At 36.8% G+C, this 20,917-nt stretch carries 18 protein-coding genes; 11 read left to right on the forward strand and 7 right to left on the reverse strand.

Annotated features, from left to right (window positions below; all coding sequences use genetic code 11):
• Positions 1 to 45: 45 nt before the first annotated feature.
• On the reverse strand, positions 46 to 1,056 hold the full coding sequence (locus tag HCO57_RS12595) for a glutamine synthetase beta-grasp domain-containing protein (RefSeq protein ID WP_136951335.1): 1,011 nt from the start codon (positions 1,054 to 1,056) through the stop codon (positions 46 to 48).
• 216 nt (positions 1,057 to 1,272) lie between these two features.
• On the opposite strand from HCO57_RS12595, the gene HCO57_RS12600 reads away from it, so the two are divergent.
• The 10 genes from HCO57_RS12600 to pyrF all read left to right on the forward strand — a co-directional run bounded on the left by HCO57_RS12600 (position 1,273) and on the right by pyrF (position 11,306).
• Entirely contained in the window at positions 1,273 to 3,450 is a 2,178-nt protein-coding gene (locus HCO57_RS12600; protein WP_136951334.1) for a glutamine synthetase III, read from the forward strand.
• Positions 3,451 to 3,494: 44 nt separating this feature from the next.
• Positions 3,495 to 4,481 (forward strand): serine/threonine dehydratase, encoded by a 987-nt coding sequence (locus tag HCO57_RS12605; RefSeq protein ID WP_136951333.1) that lies wholly within the window; start codon positions 3,495 to 3,497, stop codon positions 4,479 to 4,481.
• Positions 4,482 to 4,515: 34 nt separating this feature from the next.
• Positions 4,516 to 5,697, forward strand: coding sequence for an AIR synthase related protein (locus HCO57_RS12610; RefSeq protein WP_167989313.1), 1,182 nt, complete (start codon positions 4,516 to 4,518; stop codon positions 5,695 to 5,697).
• Between the two features lie 51 nt (positions 5,698 to 5,748).
• A complete protein-coding gene (locus HCO57_RS12615) occupies positions 5,749 to 6,207 on the forward strand; it encodes a Rieske 2Fe-2S domain-containing protein (protein WP_136951331.1) in 459 nt (152 codons plus the stop codon).
• Positions 6,208 to 6,214: 7 nt separating this feature from the next.
• Complete coding sequence (locus HCO57_RS12620) at positions 6,215 to 6,649, forward strand: thioredoxin family protein (RefSeq protein WP_167989314.1); 435 nt, start codon at positions 6,215 to 6,217, stop codon at positions 6,647 to 6,649.
• Positions 6,650 to 7,648, forward strand: a complete 999-nt coding sequence (locus tag HCO57_RS12625; RefSeq protein WP_167989315.1) for an FAD:protein FMN transferase — start codon at positions 6,650 to 6,652, stop codon at positions 7,646 to 7,648.
• On the forward strand, positions 7,645 to 7,854 hold the full coding sequence (locus HCO57_RS12630; protein WP_136951329.1) for a DUF4266 domain-containing protein: 210 nt from the start codon (positions 7,645 to 7,647) through the stop codon (positions 7,852 to 7,854). The genes HCO57_RS12625 and HCO57_RS12630 overlap by 4 nt, the downstream gene beginning before the upstream one ends.
• A 208-nt stretch (positions 7,855 to 8,062) precedes the next feature.
• Positions 8,063 to 9,343, forward strand: a complete 1,281-nt coding sequence (locus HCO57_RS12635; protein ID WP_209066158.1) for a DUF3570 domain-containing protein — start codon at positions 8,063 to 8,065, stop codon at positions 9,341 to 9,343.
• A gap of 60 nt (positions 9,344 to 9,403) precedes the next feature.
• Positions 9,404 to 10,480 carry a peptide chain release factor 1 gene (gene prfA, locus HCO57_RS12640; RefSeq protein WP_136951328.1) on the forward strand — a complete coding sequence of 359 codons (1,077 nt, stop codon included), beginning with the start codon at positions 9,404 to 9,406 and terminating at the stop codon, positions 10,478 to 10,480.
• A gap of 4 nt (positions 10,481 to 10,484) precedes the next feature.
• The gene (gene pyrF, locus HCO57_RS12645; RefSeq protein WP_167989316.1) at positions 10,485 to 11,306 is read left to right on the forward strand and encodes an orotidine-5'-phosphate decarboxylase; all 822 of its coding nucleotides are present in this window, start codon (positions 10,485 to 10,487) and stop codon (positions 11,304 to 11,306) included.
• On the opposite strand, the gene HCO57_RS12650 is transcribed toward pyrF, so the two are convergent.
• The 5 genes from HCO57_RS12650 to HCO57_RS12670 all read right to left on the reverse strand — a co-directional run bounded on the left by HCO57_RS12650 (position 11,301) and on the right by HCO57_RS12670 (position 18,768).
• Entirely contained in the window at positions 11,301 to 11,489 is a 189-nt protein-coding gene (locus tag HCO57_RS12650; protein WP_167989317.1) for a hypothetical protein, read from the reverse strand. The genes pyrF and HCO57_RS12650 overlap by 6 nt on opposite strands.
• A gap of 194 nt (positions 11,490 to 11,683) precedes the next feature.
• Complete coding sequence (locus HCO57_RS12655) at positions 11,684 to 12,529, reverse strand: hypothetical protein (RefSeq protein WP_167989318.1); 846 nt, start codon at positions 12,527 to 12,529, stop codon at positions 11,684 to 11,686.
• A 24-nt stretch (positions 12,530 to 12,553) separates the two neighbouring features.
• Positions 12,554 to 13,984 (reverse strand): SusD/RagB family nutrient-binding outer membrane lipoprotein, encoded by a 1,431-nt coding sequence (locus tag HCO57_RS12660; protein ID WP_167989319.1) that lies wholly within the window; start codon positions 13,982 to 13,984, stop codon positions 12,554 to 12,556.
• A 12-nt stretch (positions 13,985 to 13,996) separates the two neighbouring features.
• On the reverse strand, positions 13,997 to 17,185 hold the full coding sequence (locus HCO57_RS12665; RefSeq protein ID WP_167989320.1) for a SusC/RagA family TonB-linked outer membrane protein: 3,189 nt from the start codon (positions 17,183 to 17,185) through the stop codon (positions 13,997 to 13,999).
• A gap of 332 nt (positions 17,186 to 17,517) precedes the next feature.
• A complete protein-coding gene (locus tag HCO57_RS12670) occupies positions 17,518 to 18,768 on the reverse strand; it encodes a helix-turn-helix domain-containing protein (RefSeq protein WP_167989321.1) in 1,251 nt (416 codons plus the stop codon).
• A 187-nt stretch (positions 18,769 to 18,955) separates the two neighbouring features.
• Here HCO57_RS12670 and HCO57_RS12675 point away from each other — a divergent pair, with 187 nt between their 5' ends.
• Positions 18,956 to 19,765 (forward strand): alpha/beta fold hydrolase, encoded by an 810-nt coding sequence (locus HCO57_RS12675; RefSeq protein ID WP_167989322.1) that lies wholly within the window; start codon positions 18,956 to 18,958, stop codon positions 19,763 to 19,765.
• Between the two features lie 209 nt (positions 19,766 to 19,974).
• Here HCO57_RS12675 and purU read toward each other — a convergent pair whose 3' ends face one another.
• Positions 19,975 to 20,823 (reverse strand): formyltetrahydrofolate deformylase, encoded by an 849-nt coding sequence (gene purU / locus HCO57_RS12680; protein WP_167989323.1) that lies wholly within the window; start codon positions 20,821 to 20,823, stop codon positions 19,975 to 19,977.
• Positions 20,824 to 20,917: the final 94 nt, after the last annotated feature.

Below are 20,917 nucleotides of genomic sequence, written 5' to 3' on the forward strand. Positions count from 1 at the left end.
ACAGTAATGTAAGGGCATTTTTAATAAATAATCAACAACTAATTTTTATACGTCTGCAGACTTTACAGTCTTAACGATTCTTGCAGCAACCTTATATGGGTCAGCATTAGAAGCAGGTCTTCTGTCTTCTAACCAGCCTTTCCAACCTTTTTCTACGGTCATAATTGGAATACGGATAGAAGCACCACGGTCAGATACTCCGTAGCTAAAATCTTTAATAGAAGCAGTTTCGTGCTTACCAGTTAAACGCTGGTCGTTAAACTCACCATAAACTTCAATATGTTCTTTGGTTACAGGTCTAAATGCTTCACAAATTTTTTCGTATGTTTCTTTAGAACCACAAGTTCTTAAAGTGGTGTTAGAGAAGTTAGCGTGCATACCAGAACCATTCCAGTCACCTTTTATAGGTTTAGGGTGGTACTCAATGTAATATCCGTAACTTTCTGTAAGTCTTTGTAGTAAATAACGAGCTACCCAAATTTCATCACCTGCTTTTTTAGCGCCTTTAGCGAATAATTGGAACTCCCATTGACCAGCAGCTACCTCTTGGTTTATACCTTCAAATTGTAAACCAGCATCCAAACATAAGTCAGCATGCTCTTCTACTAATTCTCTACCCCAAGTGTTTCTACCACCAACAGAGCAGTAGTAAAGACCTTGTGGTCCAGGGTAACCACCAACTGGGAAACCTAATGGTAACTGTGTAGCAGTATCCATGATAAAGTATTCTTGCTCAAAACCGAACCAAAAATCGTCATCAGCATCATCAATAGTTGCTCTAGAATTAGATTCGTGTGGTGTTCCGTCAGGATTTAATACTTCTGTCATTACTAAGTATCCGTTTCTTCTTGCTGGATCAGGGTAAATAGCAACTGGTTTTAATAAACAGTCAGAAGAACCACCTTCTGCTTGTTTGGTAGAAGAACCGTCAAAAGACCATGTTGGGCAATCTTCTAGTTTGCCACTAAAGTCTTCTTCAATTCTAGTTTTACTTCTAATGTTAGCGGTTGGTTCATAACCGTCTAACCAAAGGTACTCTAACTTTGCCTTGCTCATAATTTTGGTCGTTATAACTTTATAAATTCAAGTACACAAATTTATAATTTAAAATGAACCTTGGGTAATTTTAAAGGGTAAAAAGGGTGTATCTTTGTTAAAATTATGAAGCACCCCCTTGCACAAGGGGGTTTGTTATGTAATCTTAAAAAAACACCCATCATTTTAAAGAAAATGTAAATTTTGGGATATATAATTATAAAATTCTAGTTACGAATGAGATTTGAGGCGATAACAGAAAGCAACAAACGGAAGCCATTTGTTATATCTGAAACAGATAAGCGTTCGGCTCTTTTTGCGAAGCATGTTTTTAATGATGAAAAGATGTTGCAATTCTTGACAGAGGATGCGTACCAAAAAGTACAAGCAGCTATTTTTTCTGGTAGTAAGATTGATAGAAAGGTGGCTGACCAAGTTGCTGAGGGAATGAAAGCTTGGGCGCTAAGTATGGGCGCAACACATTATACGCACTGGTTTCAACCCTTAACTGGCGCAACAGCAGAAAAACATGACGCTTTTTTTGATTTAAGAAGTGATGGTAAGGCCATGGAAAAATTTGGTGGTAGCCAACTAGTACAGCAAGAACCAGATGCTAGTAGTTTTCCTAGCGGCGGAATTCGCAACACGTTCGAAGCTCGTGGATATACGGCATGGGACCCTACATCTCCTGCTTTTATTTATAAAACTACGCTATGTATTCCCACTATTTTTGTGGCTTACACGGGAGAGGCTTTAGATAATAAAGCGCCGTTATTAAGAGCATTGCATGCGGTGGATGAGGCTGCTACCTCCGTAGCGCAATATTTTGATAAAAATGTAAAGAAGGTTTATGCTACGCTAGGTTGGGAGCAAGAATACTTTTTGGTAGACAAGGCTTTGGCACAATCAAGACCAGACATTCTAATGACGGGTAGAACGCTTGTTGGGAGTTCTGCAGCTAAGGGGCAGCAACTAGATGACCATTATTTTGGAGTGATACCAAGTAGGGTGTTAGCTTTTATGAGCGAGCTAGAAAAGGAGAGCATGCTTTTAGGTATTCCAGTTAAAACAAGACATAATGAAGTTGCACCTAACCAGTTTGAAGTTGCTCCTGTTTTTGAAGAAGCGAATCTTTCTGTAGACCATAACTTATTGCTAATGGATATTATGGATGAGATTGCAGACAAGCATAATTTTAAAGTTCTGTTCCATGAAAAGCCTTTTGCAGGGATTAATGGTTCTGGTAAGCACAACAACTGGTCTCTTAGTACAGATACGGGCGTAAATTTGTTGAGTCCGGGGACTACCCCAATGAAAAATCTACAATTCCTCACCTTTTTTGTAAATACAATTAAGGCAGTAGATAATTATGAAGAGTTATTGCGCTCTTCCATTGCTTCTGCAAGTAATGACCATAGATTGGGTTCTAATGAAGCGCCGCCAGCTATAATTTCTATTTTTATAGGCCAACAATTGGCAGATGTGTTGGATGAACTAGAAGGTGTTTCTAAAGGAAAACTATCGCCTCAAGAGAAAACCGAGTTAAAGCTTAACGTGGTAGGCAAAATTCCAGAAATTTTGTTAGATAATACGGATAGGAATAGAACATCGCCATTTGCATTTACAGGAAATAAGTTTGAAATGCGTGGGGTAGGAGCTAAAATGAACTGCGGCAAACCTATGACTATTTTAAACACCATAATGGCGCAGCAGCTTAAGGAGTTTAAAAAAGAGGTAGATACTTTAATAGATAAGAAAAAACTTAAAAAAGACGAGGCGGTTTTTAATGTGTTAAGAGAGTACATTAAGACCTCTAAGCGTATTCGCTTTGATGGTGATGGTTACAGCTTTAACTGGCAAGAAGAAGCCCGTTTACGTAAATTAAGCAACAACAAGAATACCCCAGAAGCTTTACAGATTTTAACTTCAAAAGAAAGCGAAGAATTATTTGCCAACACACAAGTAATGAGCGCTACAGAATTAAAAGCACACCAAGAAGTTGAGCTGGGTAATTATGTGCACCACATACAAATAGAAGGTAGAATATTTAAAGAATTGGTGTATACCTACATCTTCCCAGCGGCGGTTAAATATCAAAATCTGCTTCTACAAAATGTTGCAGGTTTAAAAGAGGTGTATGGTGCAGCTCATAAAACTATTACGGAGCCTCAACTAAACATTGTGGAGCAAATGGGAGAGCACATGGTGCAAGCCAAAAAGTTGGTAGATAATATGACAGAAGCTATGGAACGTGCAGATAATATGGCAACCGTAGCCAAAAAAGCAAAGGCTTATTGTGATACTATTGTTCCTTATTTTAAAGAGGTACGTTCACATTTAGATGCTTTAGAAAAAATAGTATCGGATGAGTATTGGCCTTTGACCAAATATCGAGAACTCCTTTTTATCAAATAACAAATTTAAAAGGGCTATTCTTACTTTTGTAAAAACACTAAGGAATGGCCCTTTCTCTTTCAGATATTCGCGCAGCACAAAAGCGTATTTCTCCCTACATTGTTAAAACCCCGGTTTTGACCTCTACCCTGTTGAATACTTGGTTAGGGCATGAGGTTTATTTTAAATGCGAAAATTTTCAAAAAGTAGGCGCATTTAAAGCTCGTGGTGGTGTAAACACGGTTGGTTGGCTAATAGAAAATGGGATAAAGCCTAAAAAAATTATCGCTAATAGTTCTGGAAATCATGCACAAGCTGTGGCTTTTGCAGGCAAACAATTTGGGATACCGGTAACTATTTATATGCCAGAATATTCCAGTGATGTAAAAATTAAAGCGACAAAATCCTACGGTGCAGAGGTAGTTTTGAGTAAAGACCGTAATGTCACGGATAGTTTAGTTAAAGAGGCCTCTAAAGAAGAGGGAACTTACTGGATTCCACCATTTAATCACGAGCAAGTTATTTGTGGTCAAGGTACTGCAGTTTTAGAAGGGTTAGAAGAAATAGAAGGCATTACAGCAGTTTTTACACCTTGTGGTGGCGGTGGCTTAGCTTCAGGCAGTTTAATTGCTGCTAAAGGATTCAAAGAAACAATTAAAGCAATAGGTGTAGAGCCTTTAAACGCCAATGATGCGGCAGAATCGTTACGTAAAAATAGTATACAAAAACTACAAGGAGTACCCAATACCTTAGCAGATGGTGCTATGACCCTTTCTGTAGGAGACATCACCTTTGAGTATTTAAAGCAACTAGATGCTTTTTATGAAATAGCAGAGGAATCTATAGTTTACTGGACTCAATGGTTAACTCATTTATTAAAAATTAGGCTAGAGCCAACATGTGCAATGCCTATGGAGGCAGTTTTACAGTGGTTAAGAACACAAAAAAAACCTCAAAAAGTAATGGTTGTTATCACAGGTGGTAACATGGACCAGAAGACCAGTGCTAAAATATGGGCTAAGGATTATTTAACAGAGGTGCCTAAACTCTAAAGGGAATCTGTATTTTTGCCAAAATTCCATTTTTATGTCCTCAGAGAACAGTAAAAGATATGCGCAAAGAGGCGTTTCTGCCGCTAAAGAAGATGTGCACAACGCTATCAAGAATATAGATAAAGGTCTTTTTCCCAAGGCTTTCTGTAAAATAGTGCCAGATTACTTAACCGGTAGTGAGGACCATTGTTTGGTGATGCATGCAGATGGTGCTGGTACCAAATCTTCTTTAGCATATATGTATTGGAAAGAGACTGGAGACGTAAGTGTATGGAAGGGGATTGCGCAAGACGCGCTGATTATGAATGTGGACGATTTAATTTGTGTAGGAGCTACAGATAATATTATGTTGTCTTCTACCATAGGGCGTAATAAGAATTTAATTCCAGGAGAGGTTATTGCTGCCATCATCAATGGGACAGAAGAATTGATAGCGGACTTAAAAACGCACGGTATAACCATCCATTCCACAGGTGGTGAAACTGCAGATGTGGGCGATTTAGTACGTACTATAATAGTGGATTCTACAGTGACTGCCCGTGTTGCCCGTAAAAAAGTGATAGATAACGCCAATATTAAACCAGGGAATGTAATCGTTGGTTTAGCTTCTTTTGGAAAAGCCAGTTATGAAAAAGAATACAACGGCGGAATGGGTAGTAATGGATTAACTTCTGCGCGCCACGATGTATTTGCTAACTATTTAGCAACCAAATATCCGGAGAGTTTTGACGCTGCTGTGCCGACAGAATTAGTGTATTCTGGAAACAAAAAATTAACAGACGTTGTTGAGGATGCTCCGCTAGATGCTGGTAAATTAGTATTGTCGCCAACCCGTACTTATGCGCCCATAGTAAAGGCAATTTTAGAAAAGTACAATGCGGAACAGATTAATGGAATGGTGCATTGCAGTGGAGGTGCACAGACAAAAATTCTACACTTTGTAGAAGAGGTACATGTTATAAAAGACAATCTTTTTCCAGTACCACCATTATTTAAATTGATACAGGAACAATCGGGTACGGATTGGAAAGAGATGTACCAAGTGTTTAATTGTGGTCACCGCTTAGAATTGTATGTTGATGAAGCAGTAGCAGAAGATATCATCGCAATTTCTAAATCGTTTAATGTGGATGCGCAAATCATAGGTAGGGTAGAAGCTGCAGAAACCAAAAAATTGACCATACAAAGTGAATATGGAAACTTCACGTATGATTAATACGATTTTTTCTTTTTAAACGTTAGCAAGTTAACTTTACAACTCAACGCTATGGAAAGAAAACAATTTTTAAAAAGTATTGGAGCAGGAGCCGCATTTGCCTTACTATTTCCTTGTGTAAATGGTTGTTCTAGTGATGCAGAAGACTTGGAAACCTTTGAAGTAACGGACGGTGTGGACTTTACCTTAGATTTAAATAGTGAGCAAGCGGCGCCTTTGGCAGAAAATGGCGGCTATATTTCTATAAAATCCAGCCCAGAACTTAAATATCTAGATATAGTTGTAGCACGTAATTTAGAGGGGCAACTCATTGCAGCTAGTAAAATTTGTAGTCACCAACAAACGGAGGGTATTTATTTTTCTGACACTGATGATGGTGTTTTTATTTGTAGTACACACAATTCTAAATTTGCTCAGGACGGTACTTCATTAAATTTAAATACGACCAGTAATCCACTCAAGATTTTTAATACTGAATTACAAGGCAGCATACTGCGTGTTTTTGAATAAGCTGCGTATGAAGTTCTTTTTAGTTCCCTCTTTACTTTTCATGTCCTTCATGGTTTCTGCTCAGAATTGGGTGACTAATTTTGAAGAAGCTAAGACACTTGCTAAAAATCAAGACAAAACTATTCTGCTAGTTTTTTCTGGTTCTGATTGGTGTGCACCGTGTATTAAATTAGACCGAAATGTTTGGAAAACCAAAGAATTTCAGCGATTTGCGGAAAAACATTTCGTATTGTACAAAGCAGATTTTCCCAGAAAGAAAAAAAATAAATTACCGGAGCAAGTTTTAAATACCAATAAGCTGCTAGCTGAGCAGTATAACGTTAAGGGATACTTTCCGTTGGTAGTGTTGCTAGATGCAAATGGCACGGTTTTGGCAGAAACTGGCTACCGACAAGAAAAAACGGCGGTTTATTTATCTCATTTAGAATCTTTACTAAAGTAAATGAAGCAATATTTGTTCATAGTGTGTTTTATGTTAATAGGTGCTCTTTCTGCGCAAGAGCAAACTATTACCGTAAAAAAAGTGGTCAAATTAATGGGAACCCGTTTTGAGATTACGGTTGTCGCGGAGGACCAAGATATTGGTGATATTTATATTAATGAAGCGATTGCAGAAATACAACGTTTAGAACAACTTATTTCTTCTTGGAATCCAGATTCAGAGACCTCCAAAATAAACAAATACGCAGGGATTAAGCCGGTTGCGGTAAGTTCCGAATTATTTCAATTAATTGAGCGTAGTATTAAACTTTCAGAAATTACCTCTGGAGCGTTTGACATTTCTTACGCATCTCTTGATGAGGTATGGAAGTTTGACGGTAGTATGCAATACAAACCTACAGAACAGCAAATAAAAACCTCCATAGCTAAGATAGGATATCAAAATATTCACCTTAATAAAGAAAAACAAACCGTATTCTTGACCAAAAAAGGCATGCGTATTGGGTTTGGAGCTGTAGGTAAAGGATTTGCAGCAGATAAGGTGAAAGAATTAATGGTGAGTAAGGGGGTTGTTGGGGGTATTATTAATGCTGCGGGAGATTTAACCACATGGGGAGCACAAGCCTCTGGAGACAATTGGGTGGTAGGTATCACTAATCCATTAAATACAGAAAAAGTCTTTTCATGGTTGCCAATAGTGGAGTCTTCGGTTGCTACTTCTGGTAATTATGAGAAATTCGTAAGTATCAATAATGAAAAATACTCACATATTATAGACCCAAGGACCGGGTATCCGGCTAAAGGGATAAATAGCGTAAGCGTATTTGCGAAAAAAGCAGAACTTTGTGATGCATTAGCTACAGCGGTTTTTATAATGGGTAAGGACAGTGGAATGCATCTAATTAACCAAATAGATGGTGTTGAGGTTGTTGTTGTTGACGCAGAAAATAAGGTTCATAAAAGTTCTGGAATCTTGATGGACGTAAAGCAAATACCATGAAAAGAATAACACCTTTAGTATTACTATTAGTTTTGCTTAACTCCTGTGTGGTAGTAAAAGAGTACGAAAAAGTGTATCTTAATGATGATGAGATGCAACTGGGCTTAAAAAGCACTGAACGATTTGAAACTACCTTTCAGGTGTATAGAGAAGGAGCTGCTGGTGCTAACGGAGGTAAAACAGGCGGAGGATGCGGCTGTAATTAAAGGATTCTCTGTATATAGGCATACCATACAATAATTCATTTTGATGAAATTTATCCATAACCTCCGGAAGGGGATTGCTTTAAGTTTTTTTAGAATTTCTTTGGAAGATTTTTTATAGTCTCATCAGCTTGCGTGATGCCTGTTGATAGAAATTTAGATAAAACTAAGGTTGAAATTATTGCCGTATCTTTCCAGTAAAATAGACCTTTTGAGACCTAGATACATTTACGAACTAAGCTTAGTGTTATTCTTGTGTTCGTTGTCCACTTTAAGTCAACAATCAAATACGGCATATCAAAAAAGAGTTTTAGAGCAAGCGGAGTTAGAAACGCTTTTTAGTTACTACGCACAAGATGGCTCCAATGCTGCGGTTACGGGTGGTGAAGGTACAGAAGAATTAACAGACGCTACGAGTACCATTGTTTTAAGAATGCCACTAAATGAAGATGATATACTCACCTTAGATGCTGGCATATCTGCCTATACTTCTGCGTCTTCAAGCAATGTAGACCCATTTGACTCTAGGTCTGCCGGTAATGCCTTCCAAGCTTCCTCTGGTGCTTCTAGAAGAGACGTTCTGGCGTATTTTAATCCAGCTTATGTCCACAGTTCTAAAGACAGAAATAAGATATGGTCTGCCAACGCTTACGTCTCTAACGAATATGATTATTTTTCTTTTGGTTTTGGAGGGGAATACACTTATTTGTTTAATGAAAAAAACACGGAATTGTCCTTTAATGGTCAAGTGTATTTAGATAAATGGAATCCACAATACCCAGTGGAGTTGCGGCCAGGTTATAGCAATGGAATTATAGGTTATGATCCAATGTTTGACGCTTTCCAAAACAATCAACGGAATTCATACAGTTTGGGATTAGGATTTTCCCAAATAGTATCATCCAAGTTACAATTAAGATTAGGTACGGAGATAATCTATCAAGACGGATTACTGAGTACGCCTTTTCAACGGGTATACTTTGCAGACAGAGCGGATTTTTTTCAAGAAGAATTTCAACTAGCGGATAATGTGGAACAATTACCAAATTCGCGTATAAAAATTCCAATTTCTGCTCGTCTAAATTACTATTGGAATGATTATGTGGTACTACGGTCTTTTTATCGCTTCTATTATGACGATTGGGGTATACGCTCTAATACTTTTCAATTAGAAGCGCCTGTAAAACTTGGAGAACAATTTACGCTATATCCAAATTATCGTTATTACCAACAATCAGCTGCAGATTATTTTTATGCCAAAGATGTAGCCCTATCTACATATCAATATTACACCTCAGATTATGATTTGTCCACGTATACGGCGCATCAATACGGTTTTGGAGTGCAGTATAAAGACATTTTTACTAAATCTAGATTTTTATTATTTGGCTTAAAAGCATTGAATTTACGCCTTGCTTTCTACCAAAGGAGTAATGGATTAAACGCAACAATTGTTACGCTAGGAGCTTCTTTTGTAGTAGATTCAAATTAAGGTTAGCACTAGGAATAGATAGAATTTGTTGTAAATTCGTAGCCCTAAGGAAGATTGAACATGCTTGACAAATTGAACATAGTAAAGCAACGCTTTGATGAGATTGCTGACCTAATTATACAGCCCGATGTTATAGCGGATCAAAAGCGCTATGTAAAGCTAAATAAGGAATATAAAGACCTTAAGGAGCTGGTAGATAGGAGGGAAACCTATATTGAGCTTACCAATAATATAAGTGAAGCAGAAGAAATATTAGCAGATGGTAGTGATGCGGAGATGGTAGAAATGGCCAAAATGCAGTTAGAAGAGGCCAAATCTGCTATGCCGAAGTTAGAAGAAGAAATAAAATTCTTGCTAATACCAAAAGACCCAGAAGACGAAAAAGATGTGGTGATGGAGATCCGTGCCGGAACAGGAGGGGATGAAGCTAGTATTTTTGCAGGAGACTTGTACCGAATGTATGCTAAATACTGTGAAAGTAAAGGTTGGCGTACTAACATCATAGATTTAAATGAGGGTACAGCTGGTGGCTATAAAGAAATCCATTTTGAAGTTAGCGGTGCAGATGTATATGGTACGTTAAAATTTGAAGCTGGAGTGCACCGTGTACAACGTGTTCCACAAACCGAAACACAGGGTAGAGTGCATACCAGTGCAGCAACGGTCATGGTAATACCAGAGGCAGAAGAGTTTGATGTACAAATAGACCCAAAAGACGTAAGAATAGATTATTTCTGTTCTTCTGGTCCTGGAGGGCAGTCTGTAAACACTACGTATTCTGCGGTACGTTTAACTCACTTACCTACCGGTTTAGTAGCGCAATGTCAAGATGAAAAATCACAACACAAAAACAAAGACAAGGCCTTTAAGGTACTTAGAGCGCGTCTGTACGATTTAGAATTGGCTAAAAAACAAGCCGAAGATGCGGCTAAACGTAACTCTCAGGTAAGTAGTGGAGACCGTTCTGCAAAGATTAGAACGTATAATTATCCGCAAGGTAGGGTTACCGATCATAGAATTGGTCTTACGTTGTACGATTTACAGAACATCATAAATGGCGATATACAAAAGATTATAGATGAATTGATGTTGGTAAATAATACCGAGAAACTAAAAGAAGCATCAGAGATTTTCTAGACCCATGGAGATTCAAAAACTAGTAGCGCAAATTAAGCGTAAAAAGTCTTTTTTATGTGTTGGCCTAGATACGGATTTAGAAAAGATTCCTCCGCACTTATTACAAGAAGAAGACCCAATTTTTAGTTTTAATAAGGCGATTATAGATGCCACACATGAATTTTGTGTAGCCTATAAACCCAATATCGCGTTTTATGAAGCCTATGGTTTAGATGGGTGGAAGTCCTTAGAGAAAACTATGGCGTATTTAAATGATAAATATCCAGAACAGTTTACTATAGCAGATGCTAAAAGAGGAGATATTGGGAATACTTCTACACGGTACGCAAAGGCTTTTTTTGAAACGTTGAATTTTGACGCTATCACAGTTGCACCATATATGGGTAAAGATTCAGTAGAGCCTTTTACTGCTTTTGAGAATAAGCATACCATAGTTTTAGCTTTAACCTCTAACGAAGGAGCGTATGATTTTCAAACAAAAATCGTAGAGGGAACAGAATTATACAAAACAGTATTGCGTACAACAACCACATATACTAATGCAGACCGTTTAATGTATGTAGTGGGTGCTACTAAAGCGAGCTATTTAAAAGAAATAAGAGAAATTGTACCCAATAGTTTTCTACTTGTACCAGGAGTAGGAGCACAAGGTGGAAGTTTAGAAGAGGTATGCCAATATGGAATGACCCAAGAGATAGGTCTTTTGGTTAACTCTTCTAGAGGTATAATCTATGCTTCTGATAGCACGGATTTTGCAAGCGCAGCTGGTGCTAAAGCCAAGGCGTTGCAGCAGGCTATGGAAGCACAGCTCAAAATGTATTTATAACGATTCTATTATCTTTTTAAAGCTTTCTGCCTTAGACATAAAAAACTCAGCGAGTCTAGCATCTATGTCTGTTAAATTCGCTTTTTCTAAGAATAATTGATACCTTAATTGTAAGGCATCTAGAGTAGTTGGGTCGTTGCTAATGGGTGTCACAGCACCCACTTTACAATATTGACTTTTCATAACGTGTAATTTTATAGCAAATATACGATGCATGCATAGTATTGGATGTTTCCAAAATGCTGTATTCACCTAATTTTAAGGTTATTTATCTAAAAATTAACGATGGATGCTCTTTACATTGAGGATTTGGTAGATATACATAAAAAAACGCCCTCATTATTTGAGGGCGTTTTGTAAGTAATTTAAAGGATTTTTTACTGTTTAATATAGGTGGCTGTGTATTCGCCGTTGCCAAAGAAATCATCGTTCAAGATAAGTTCTAGAACACCAGTTTCTTGATTCCAGGTGCCGCCTTGGATACAACCAATACCGTAATCACCACAATAGTCTACGTCTGATGTTGGTTGAACTTCACCGCAAATTACCGTAATCTTTCCTCCATTAACTAGGGGGTTAGAGGTACAATATTGTAATAAACCACCATCGGCAGTTTCCAATTCCCAAGCACCATCTGGTGTTTCAGTTATCTGTATAGGAGGTATCGTACCAGTTGAGCCAGAACCACAAACCGAATTGGTTACGGAATATGTTCCGTTTAAATCAGCAAAACAGTTTACGGTAAGATTAAAAGATTGTCCTTGGTAGTAGTAAGATTCTCCATTGGTTTGGTTAACCTTTACCGTAAATCTAAACTGATCACCAATTTTTAAATCGTTTTCTGTAACCGTTAATCCAGATACAAATTCACTTATATCGGATAGGTTCACCGTGAATGGAAGGGCTTCGAAAGTATCCACAAGAATTTCTTCTCCTCCATTAAAAGTTTTTACAACTTCAAAATTAGAAATTAAGGATGCATCTTCTATGGAGTTCTCACTTACCTCCATAGTTAATTCATTGGCTAAGATGCTTAATTCACTTTCTTCTAGATTATCAAAGTCTTCTGGTTCACCTTGTACTTTACCAAAACCACTAACATTTATTGCTACCCCGGCAATTTTACGGTTCTGTAACACCTCTGACTCTTCCTCGCCATCGCAACCTGTGAAGACTAGCGCTACACAGAAAATGAATAGGGAATATAAATTAAATTTTTTCATTATAGAATAATTAGTTTTTATCAATTACTTAACGTCCCACCAAAGCTTTGTTGTTAGTGCATCTTCACCTTGGTTAGCCACGGCTCCTGCTACATTGTCTGCATTCAATGACTTTTCATCATTAGTATAGCCATAACGTGTAGGGATGCTGTTAACCCCTGGTTGTGGGTCTATAGCTAAAGATAAATTTGCAGGAATATCCGATCTTCTCCACTCAGACCAAGTTTCATAACCTTGTAAAAAGGTACTAGCCCATAATTGCTCAGCAATGGATTGATATCCGTTATACGAAGGAGTAAAAGAACCTGCATCCAAACCATTCTGCTCTAAGGAAGCATCTATACCTGCTTGAAAGTAGGATGCGGCATCTCCGCTAGCTCCAAATCTTTCTATGGCTTCTGCAATTAATAAATTAACTTGGGCTGCCGTCATTAAAAATAACGGAGCATCTGCAGCCATATAGGCGTCTCCAATTTCTGATACAACACCGGCACCAAATCCAGATATACCTGGGTTAATATATCCTGCAGGTTTACCCACGTAATCACCACTTGCGTTTTCTTTGGCATACACTGCTAATCTTGGGTCGCTTTGGCCTTTCATAAATTCAACTAAAGCTTCTCCCATACACCACTCTGCCTGACGGCCGTTTTGTACTATACCATAATAAGGATTAGCATTTGGAGCGTTTTCTGTTTCAAAAGCAATAAAAGCGTTGTCATCATTTGATGTGATTAGATTGCCAGAGCTAATTAAAGATTGTACCTCAGAAGAATTAAATAGAGAAGTGTCAGAAATTCTCATCAAAGCTCTAAACTTAACCGATGTGGCAAATTTTAACCATTTATCAAGGTCACCACCGTACATTAAATCTTGAGAGCTACTTAACGCACCCTCACCAGTGGCAAACTTTGCAATAGCTTCGTCTAACATGGAGAATATTCCCTGATAAACTGCTTCTTGGCTATCATAAGCAGGTGTAAAATTACCATCGCTCAAACCTGCATTGGCCTCAGACATTGGAATGTCTCCAAAAGAATCTGTCAAATATTGTAAAGCCATTGCCTTTAAGGTAAGCGCTGCTCCTTGTATAGCAGGGTTTTCTGCTTCCCCACCTAACTTATACATTTCATCAGCCTCAGCAATAACGTTTACATACATGGTGTTCCAAAACGTATTGATTGCTCCAAGTCTTGGATAATAACGATCTGCATCGTTATAAATAGGCTTAGAAATATGCTGTGGCCACGTTGCTGCACATTCACCAGAAACAAAGTAATCATACACCTCGTTTACAAGAGAACGCTCAATAAATCCCAATTGTAAGTCTGCAGAAATTTCTGTTGGCTTATCTGGGTCTGTGTTTATTTCTTCAAAATTACTATCACATCCTGTTATTAACATAGTTAGGCTTAAAGGCAACCAGATGGATAAAGTTTTATATATATTTTTCATTTAATGTAATGTTTAGAAGTTAACATTTAAGCTTACACCAATTGTTCTTGTAGCAGGAGTTTGAGCATATTCCAATCCTTGCTGACCAATTTGAGTTCCAAAAGCTGTTTCAGGATCAATGTGTGGTGCTTTTCTGTATAACACGGCTAGGTTACGAATGTTAACCCCAAGATTAACAGACTGAACGCCTATGTTTTCGAAAAACTGTCTTGGAATATCATAACTTAAAGAAAGCTCTCTCCACTTTACAAATGTTGCATCGTAAACTGAAGATTCTGCTATGTTTTGGTTAAATGCAGAAGAATAGTAGTCTATTGCAGGTACAACTACGTTGTTAGGTACAAAACCACCCGCACCATCAGACATGACACCGTCTCCAATAATACCAGATTCTCTACCAATTACCGTTTCTTCTAAGATACCAGATAGCATACCCCAAGTATTGGTTTGAGAGTAAACTTCCCCACCAATTTTAGCATCGAATAACGTACGGAACCTAAAACCTTTAAAAGAGGCGTTTATGCCAACACCTCCTACCCAGTCTGGTTGAGAGTTTCCTAAAATTTTATTGTCTCCAATAACAGGAAGACCATTTTCATATATAATTTTACCAGACGCCTCGTCACGAGCAAATGCCGGACCAAAAATAGCTCCAATAGACTCTCCGTTTCTAGCTTGTGTATTCACGTTCCATAAACCACCGGCAGAAAGGTTAATAACACCAGAGCCTTCAATGTCTGAAACCTCATTTACGTTTTTAGCAAAGTTGATGTCTAAACCTAAATTTAAACCATTGTCTTTAGCGCTTCTTAAAACGTCTATGCCTAAAAATGCCTCAACACCTTCGTTAGTAATGGTAGCTGCATTTTTCCAAGTGCTGGTAAATCCAGATGATGAAGAAACATCTAATGGCATAATTACATCTTCGTTTTTCTTGTTGTAATAGGTTAAATTAAGATTAACCCTATTTTGGAACAATCTTGTTTCAATACCCGCTTCAATTGCTGTTTCCGTTTGTGCTTTAATATCACTGTTCCAAGCGGTGTTAGGAACAAAAGCCGTAGGTGTACTGCCGTTAAGTGGGTTTCCAGACAATTCATAGACTGGGTTTACACTGTATGCACTTAATGGTCCTGCACTACCAGTTTGCGCCCAAGAAGCTCTTAATTTTAGAAAATTCAACTGCTGAGATTCTATGTTAAGGATATCATGCACCAATGCACTAGTTGAAACGGCAGGATAAAAAACGCTATTGTTTTGGATTGGCAATACACTTGCCCAGTCATTTCTACCAGAGAAGTTAAGATAAATGTTGTCATTATAGCTTAAAGAACCCGTACCATACAAGCTATTAATTCTTTGTTCACTACTATCATCTGATAAAACAGGAGCACCGTCTGAGTTTGCTAGATTAAATAAATTATCTATAACAAGGTTTTGGGCAATACCTCCAAAATAGGAGTATTTGTTAACCATAATCTGGCCACCCACTAGCATATTTAACTTCCATTGGTCGTTAGCTCCATATCTATCATTATAAGAAAACATAGCTTGTGAGTTCACCTCATATCTATTTCTTTCTTCTAATTGATAGTATCCGTTTCTAAAATCTACAGTACCATATTTAAATTGTTTTTCTCTAGTATCATCAAAATAATCGATGGCAGTATTTACATCAAACCTGAATTTATCATTGAATTGGTGACCAATATTGGCTGTAGCGATAAAACGGTTACGCTCCCAAGGATTTAAGTTGTTGTCCAATGCCCAGAAAGGGTTGTTGTTATACCTCAAGTTCCAGTTAAGTGGAGTTAACCTCTCTCTACCGTCATCTACAGTATTGATTAGAGGTAAATTTCTCCAATCTTTTAAAAGAGACCAATCTACTTGTCTTGCAGACCATACTAGCTGTCCTACCTGATTAGATACCTCACCGTATCCAACACCATTTCTTTGGTCAGATGTACTTTTGGTGTAACGAGCACTAAAACCAGCGCTCCATTTTTCATTTAAATCGAAAGAAACATTACCTGCAATGTTATATTTTTTTAAATCTGTATTGTAAACAATACCAGTAGCATCTGTTAAACCAAGGGATAAGCGATAAGAAGTAGATTCTGTACCACCAGAAAGCGCAACAGTGTTATCCGTAGATAAACCGGTTTGGTAAAAATTGTCTACAACGCTATTTGGGTAAGATACCCATGGTAGTGGTTGTGGGTTATCTGGGTTTTGAATGTAAGACCCAAATTGTACAAATTCTAAACCTGCATCTAATCTAGGTCCCCAGCTTTCGTCAGTACCACCATCACCACCTGCTAAACCTTCATCATAACCAAAACCATCTATAAAATGAAATAAATCTGGACTGTGTCCTTGACCGTATTCATTTTGGTAATCTGGGAATATGTAAGGGTTAGAGAAAGAAACTGTGCTATTGATACTTATGCCTAAAGCTTTACCTTTTTTTCCAGTTTTTGTGGTAATAACTAGTACACCGTTTGTACCACGCATCCCATAAAGTGCAGTAGCTTCACCACCTTTAAGAACGTTTATACTTTCAATGTCTTGTGGATTAATATCTGCCAGACCGTTTGGAACATCTGTTCCAGCGTTTCCACCATTGTAAGTGTTATTGTCTACAACGGCACCATCTACAACAATTAAAGGCTGTGAGTTACCAAAAATAGTAGAGACACCTCTAACGGTAATTCTTGAAGAAGAACCTATATCTCCCGAGGATTGCGTAATGTTTACACCTGCAATTTTACCAGAAAGTGCGTTTACAACGTTGGTAGTAGGTACATCTGCAATACTTTCGCTTTCTAGTTGTTGGGAAGAATATCCTAAAGACTTTTCTTCCCTAGAAATACCCAAAGCTGTTACCACAACTTCATCCAACGCTTGTGCATCTTCTTGCATGGCCAAATTAATTGTGGTGTTAGCACCAACAGTTCTTGTAGCATCTGTCATACCTATATAGGTATAAACCAATACATCGCCAGTGCTGGCAGTAATGGTGTAATTACCATCAAAATCGGTTTGGGTTCCGTTGGTGGTACCCTTAACCATAATGTTTACTCCAGGTAATGGAAGGCCGTCTTGGTCCGTCACTGTACCTGAAATTGCTTGCTGTGCAAAAGATAGATGCACAGTAAACGCCGTGAGGAGCGTCAAAATAAATTTCAATTTTGTTCTCATCTAGATCAATTTGAGTTTGAGTTAGAAATAATTCTTGGACATTTTGGAAAGAAAAAAGGACCTGCCTTTCATTTTATTGTGATAGCTAATTCAAAAAAAATGAAAATCAAAACCAATAATGTTTTTTGATAGGCACAGTCCTTTTAAGTATTTCTGAATGTCTGTTGCAGCAAAAGAAATGAGTTGCTGTCAGATTATGGTTTTTTCCGACCTAAGTAAATAGTTTCCGATGTAAGTTAACGTTTACGCGTATATGTAATGTATTGTATTACAGGTGGTAGCGAAGTGAATTGAGGAATTAATAAAAAATTAAGGTAAAATTTGCTTAAATGTTAATTTACTTCGTTTTGTGTTTTTAATTGCTTATGATATTCTAGTGGTGTTTTGCCAGTTCGCTTTTTAAATGCCTTGTAAAAGGATACTTTATTGTTAAATCCAACTTGGAAAATTAAATCACTTACAACAATCTCCTTGTCTTTTTCCTCTTCTAAAATATTTTGGGCAAATGCAATACGATAATCGTTGATAAACTCGTAAAAGTTCTTGGAAAAGTTTTCATTGATGACTTGTGATAGGCTATATCGGTCTGTATTAAGAGTTTTAGCTAAATTGGTTAGGCTTATGGCCGAATCTAAAAAAGGCTGCTCGGATTCCATTTTTGCCAATAATTGCTCCTTGAGAATATTGGACATGTCTGGAGTAAGTGCAGAATTCTTGTACTTATCTTTTTTAACGGGTGTTTTTGTAGCTTGTATGGCTAATGGGCTATTAATAAATAGTTGCCCTGCTAATAGTAAAATAAAACAGCAGAAGAAAAGTGACGCCAAAAGATTAACCATTATGACATGTGTAATATTCTGATTCACTTCTGCCTTTACACTAATAAAAAGCCAAATGATAAATAAGCTCGTAATTAATGCGAGTAATAACTTTATGTCTTTTCTAATGATAGTCATTCGGAGTTTTACAAAGTCATAAAGAATCCAAACAAGATAAAAGCCAACATAAAAACATCTTATCCATATATTATTCATTAAGCTAAGAGCATTTTTTTGCACAGCGGCGTATGGTGGTTCAAAAAACTGAATAGACATATAACTCATTAATGCAATGGCAAATGGTATTAAATGGATTAAAGGTTTTTTCCCTTTTTCCCTATCAATCTTAAAAAATCTGGTATGCAGATACAAAAAGAAAAAGGGGATAAAAAGAAAAATATTGACCCTAAAAAAAGGAATTTTTGGTACGTAAGCTATCTTTGAAAAAGATATAAAGTTGAGTTCTAGTAAAATGGTGGATGTAGAGAGTAGTAATAAGCCTAAGTACAACGCTATTTTTCTTTTAAAACCATTAGTTTTAGCAAGTATCCAGGCTGCTGTTGCCAAACCGCCTAGGCTACAAACGATAAAAAAAATAGTAAGCACGTTAATGGCTAAATCATTTATTTCCTGAGTAGGAGGTGCTAATGGGTTTGTAGCCGATAACGGAAAATGTAAAACACGGAAAAAACAACGAATTAGCGCCATAGGCGCTTTAATTGTATAAGGTAAAATCATGTATTGGTCAAGAATGTCTAAAGACAAATGTATATTTTAGGAAAATTAAGTGTATAAGCTACGCTCTTATATTTTTGTTAAAAATGCAACATAATTTGACTTAAATCATCAGATTATCAACTTAGTAGCTTGTAAATGTTTATCTAAATTTACTGGCTTTAAAAGAATTTTGGTCAAAATAAGCATAGAGTTGATTATCTTTAAACAAAAAATATTGCTTCATTATTCTATCATTGAGCATGCCACAAGTAAAGAATGGGTAACTTTTGTTCATGGCGCAGGAGGTAGTTCTACTATTTGGTATAAACAGGTTAAAGCTTTTAAAGAGCATTTCAACATTCTGCTTTTGGATTTAAGAGGTCATGGAAAATCTAAATTTCACTTAAAAGAAGCCTTGAAATCCAAATACACTTTTGATGCTATAACCCAGGATATTAAAGAGGTTGTTGATTACTTAGAAATTAAGAAATCGCATTTTGTAGGTATTTCTCTCGGAACCATATTGATAAGAAATTTAGCCGAAAAACACCCGACTTTAGTAAAAAGTATGGTTATGGGTGGGGCTATAATGAAAATGAATTTTAGAAGCAGAGTGCTCATGCGTTTAGGGGTTATTCTTAAATCTGTTGTGCCTTACATATGGTTATATAAGTTTTTTGCATTTGTGATTATGCCCAACAAAAATCACAAGGAATCTAGGTCCTTATTTGTTAGAGAAGCTAAAAAATTATATCAGAAAGAGTTTATAAGATGGTTTAAACTTACCTCAGAAATAAATCCACTTTTAAAACTCTTTAGAATGGTAGATTTAAAAATACCAACATTGTATGTGATGGGGAGTGAAGACTACCTGTTTTTACCTACCATAGAAAAAGTGGCAGAACAGCATACTTTTAGTCAATTATACGTGGTTCCTGATTGTGGTCATGTAGTTAATGTGGAACAACCGCATCTGTTTAATGAAAAAGTAATTGCATACTTAAGATTAGACAATAAAAAAACCGGCGCATTGCACCGGTTTTAGACTAACTAACTCAAAAAAATGCTAACTCAAATAACTCGAGGCAAAATTCAGTTTTCTTAACTAGGTTTAGGTTATCTAAACTTTAGCAATAAGTTATTGTTGCTTTGCCTCTAGTATAAATTAAACGCAACAAAAAAACCTTTAGTATTCATTGTTATATTAAATTAAGGTTAAATTGAAGCTCTGATACTTAAATTGTTAGCATCCTTTTAAGTAAATATTACAGTCTTATTATTGTACACTACAGTTTTGTGCTGCACATGTAGTTTAACGGCTCTTGATAAAACTATTTTTTCTAAATCTCTTCCCTTAGCTATAAAATCTTTTATGGAATGGGTGTGGCTTACTGGTGCTACATCTTGTTCAATGATAGGGCCTGCATCTAATTCTTCCGTTACGTAATGGCTTGTTGCTCCAATAATTTTTACGCCACGTTCAAAAGCTGCATGGTAAGGTTTAGCTCCAGCAAATGCTGGTAAGAAAGAATGGTGTATGTTAATTATTTTATTGGGGTATACATCTATCACCGTAGAACTCACTATCTGCATATATCTAGCTAGAACTACAAAGTCAACCTTATATTCTTCCAGTAATCTTAAATGCTCTTGCTCTGCTTCTTTTCTATTAGCTTTAGAGATTGGTACATGATAAAAAGGAATGCTAAATTGGTCTGCAATATATTTTAAGTCGGTATGGTTACTTAATATAAAAGGAATATCAGCTTCTAACTCACCAGAATGATATCTACTTAATAAATCGTACAAGCAATGATTGTATTTAGAAACAAATATGGCCATACGTGGTTTTTCTTTTCGTAAAAAAGCTTGCCACTTCATTTGGTAATTTGCCGCTATTTGACTTTCAAATTCTTGCTTAAAAAGTGCTTTGGTGTATCCATTTTCAAAATCAGCTTCTAATCGCATAAAAAATACACCTGCGGGTTTGTCTACGTGTTGGTCTAAGTAAACTACATTTCCTCCTTTCTGATGCAAAAAATTAGTAACTGTACTAATAATGCCTTTTTGGTCGGGACAATGAATTAAAACGGTTAGATTCATGTAATGCTAAATCGATTAAAATTATATAATTGAGAATTTAACCCTTCAATTTAGATGCTTAATTATTAAATTATAATTAATATTAAATAATTGT

Origin of the sequence: Croceivirga sp. JEA036 (assembly GCF_011882165.1) — a bacterium.
Classification (GTDB): domain Bacteria; phylum Bacteroidota; class Bacteroidia; order Flavobacteriales; family Flavobacteriaceae; genus Croceivirga.

Excerpts from the sequence above, each read along its gene's own strand:
- HCO57_RS12595 (WP_136951335.1), bottom strand. The coding sequence starts at position 1,056 with ATGAGCAAGGCAAAGTTAGAGTACCTTTGGTTAGACGGTTATGAACCA.
- pyrF (WP_167989316.1), top strand. The coding sequence starts at position 10,485 with ATGGAGATTCAAAAACTAGTAGCGCAAATTAAGCGTAAAAAGTCTTTT.
- HCO57_RS12600 (WP_136951334.1), top strand. The coding sequence starts at position 1,273 with ATGAGATTTGAGGCGATAACAGAAAGCAACAAACGGAAGCCATTTGTT.
- prfA (WP_136951328.1), top strand. The coding sequence starts at position 9,404 with ATGCTTGACAAATTGAACATAGTAAAGCAACGCTTTGATGAGATTGCT.
- HCO57_RS12660 (WP_167989319.1), bottom strand. The coding sequence starts at position 13,984 with ATGAAAAATATATATAAAACTTTATCCATCTGGTTGCCTTTAAGCCTA.
- HCO57_RS12620 (WP_167989314.1), top strand. The coding sequence starts at position 6,215 with ATGAAGTTCTTTTTAGTTCCCTCTTTACTTTTCATGTCCTTCATGGTT.
- purU (WP_167989323.1), bottom strand. The coding sequence starts at position 20,823 with ATGAATCTAACCGTTTTAATTCATTGTCCCGACCAAAAAGGCATTATT.
- HCO57_RS12610 (WP_167989313.1), top strand. The coding sequence starts at position 4,516 with ATGTCCTCAGAGAACAGTAAAAGATATGCGCAAAGAGGCGTTTCTGCC.
- HCO57_RS12630 (WP_136951329.1), top strand. The coding sequence starts at position 7,645 with ATGAAAAGAATAACACCTTTAGTATTACTATTAGTTTTGCTTAACTCC.
- HCO57_RS12605 (WP_136951333.1), top strand. The coding sequence starts at position 3,495 with ATGGCCCTTTCTCTTTCAGATATTCGCGCAGCACAAAAGCGTATTTCT.
- HCO57_RS12655 (WP_167989318.1), bottom strand. The coding sequence starts at position 12,529 with ATGAAAAAATTTAATTTATATTCCCTATTCATTTTCTGTGTAGCGCTA.
- HCO57_RS12615 (WP_136951331.1), top strand. The coding sequence starts at position 5,749 with ATGGAAAGAAAACAATTTTTAAAAAGTATTGGAGCAGGAGCCGCATTT.
- HCO57_RS12650 (WP_167989317.1), bottom strand. The coding sequence starts at position 11,489 with ATGAAAAGTCAATATTGTAAAGTGGGTGCTGTGACACCCATTAGCAAC.
- HCO57_RS12665 (WP_167989320.1), bottom strand. The coding sequence starts at position 17,185 with ATGAGAACAAAATTGAAATTTATTTTGACGCTCCTCACGGCGTTTACT.
- HCO57_RS12625 (WP_167989315.1), top strand. The coding sequence starts at position 6,650 with ATGAAGCAATATTTGTTCATAGTGTGTTTTATGTTAATAGGTGCTCTT.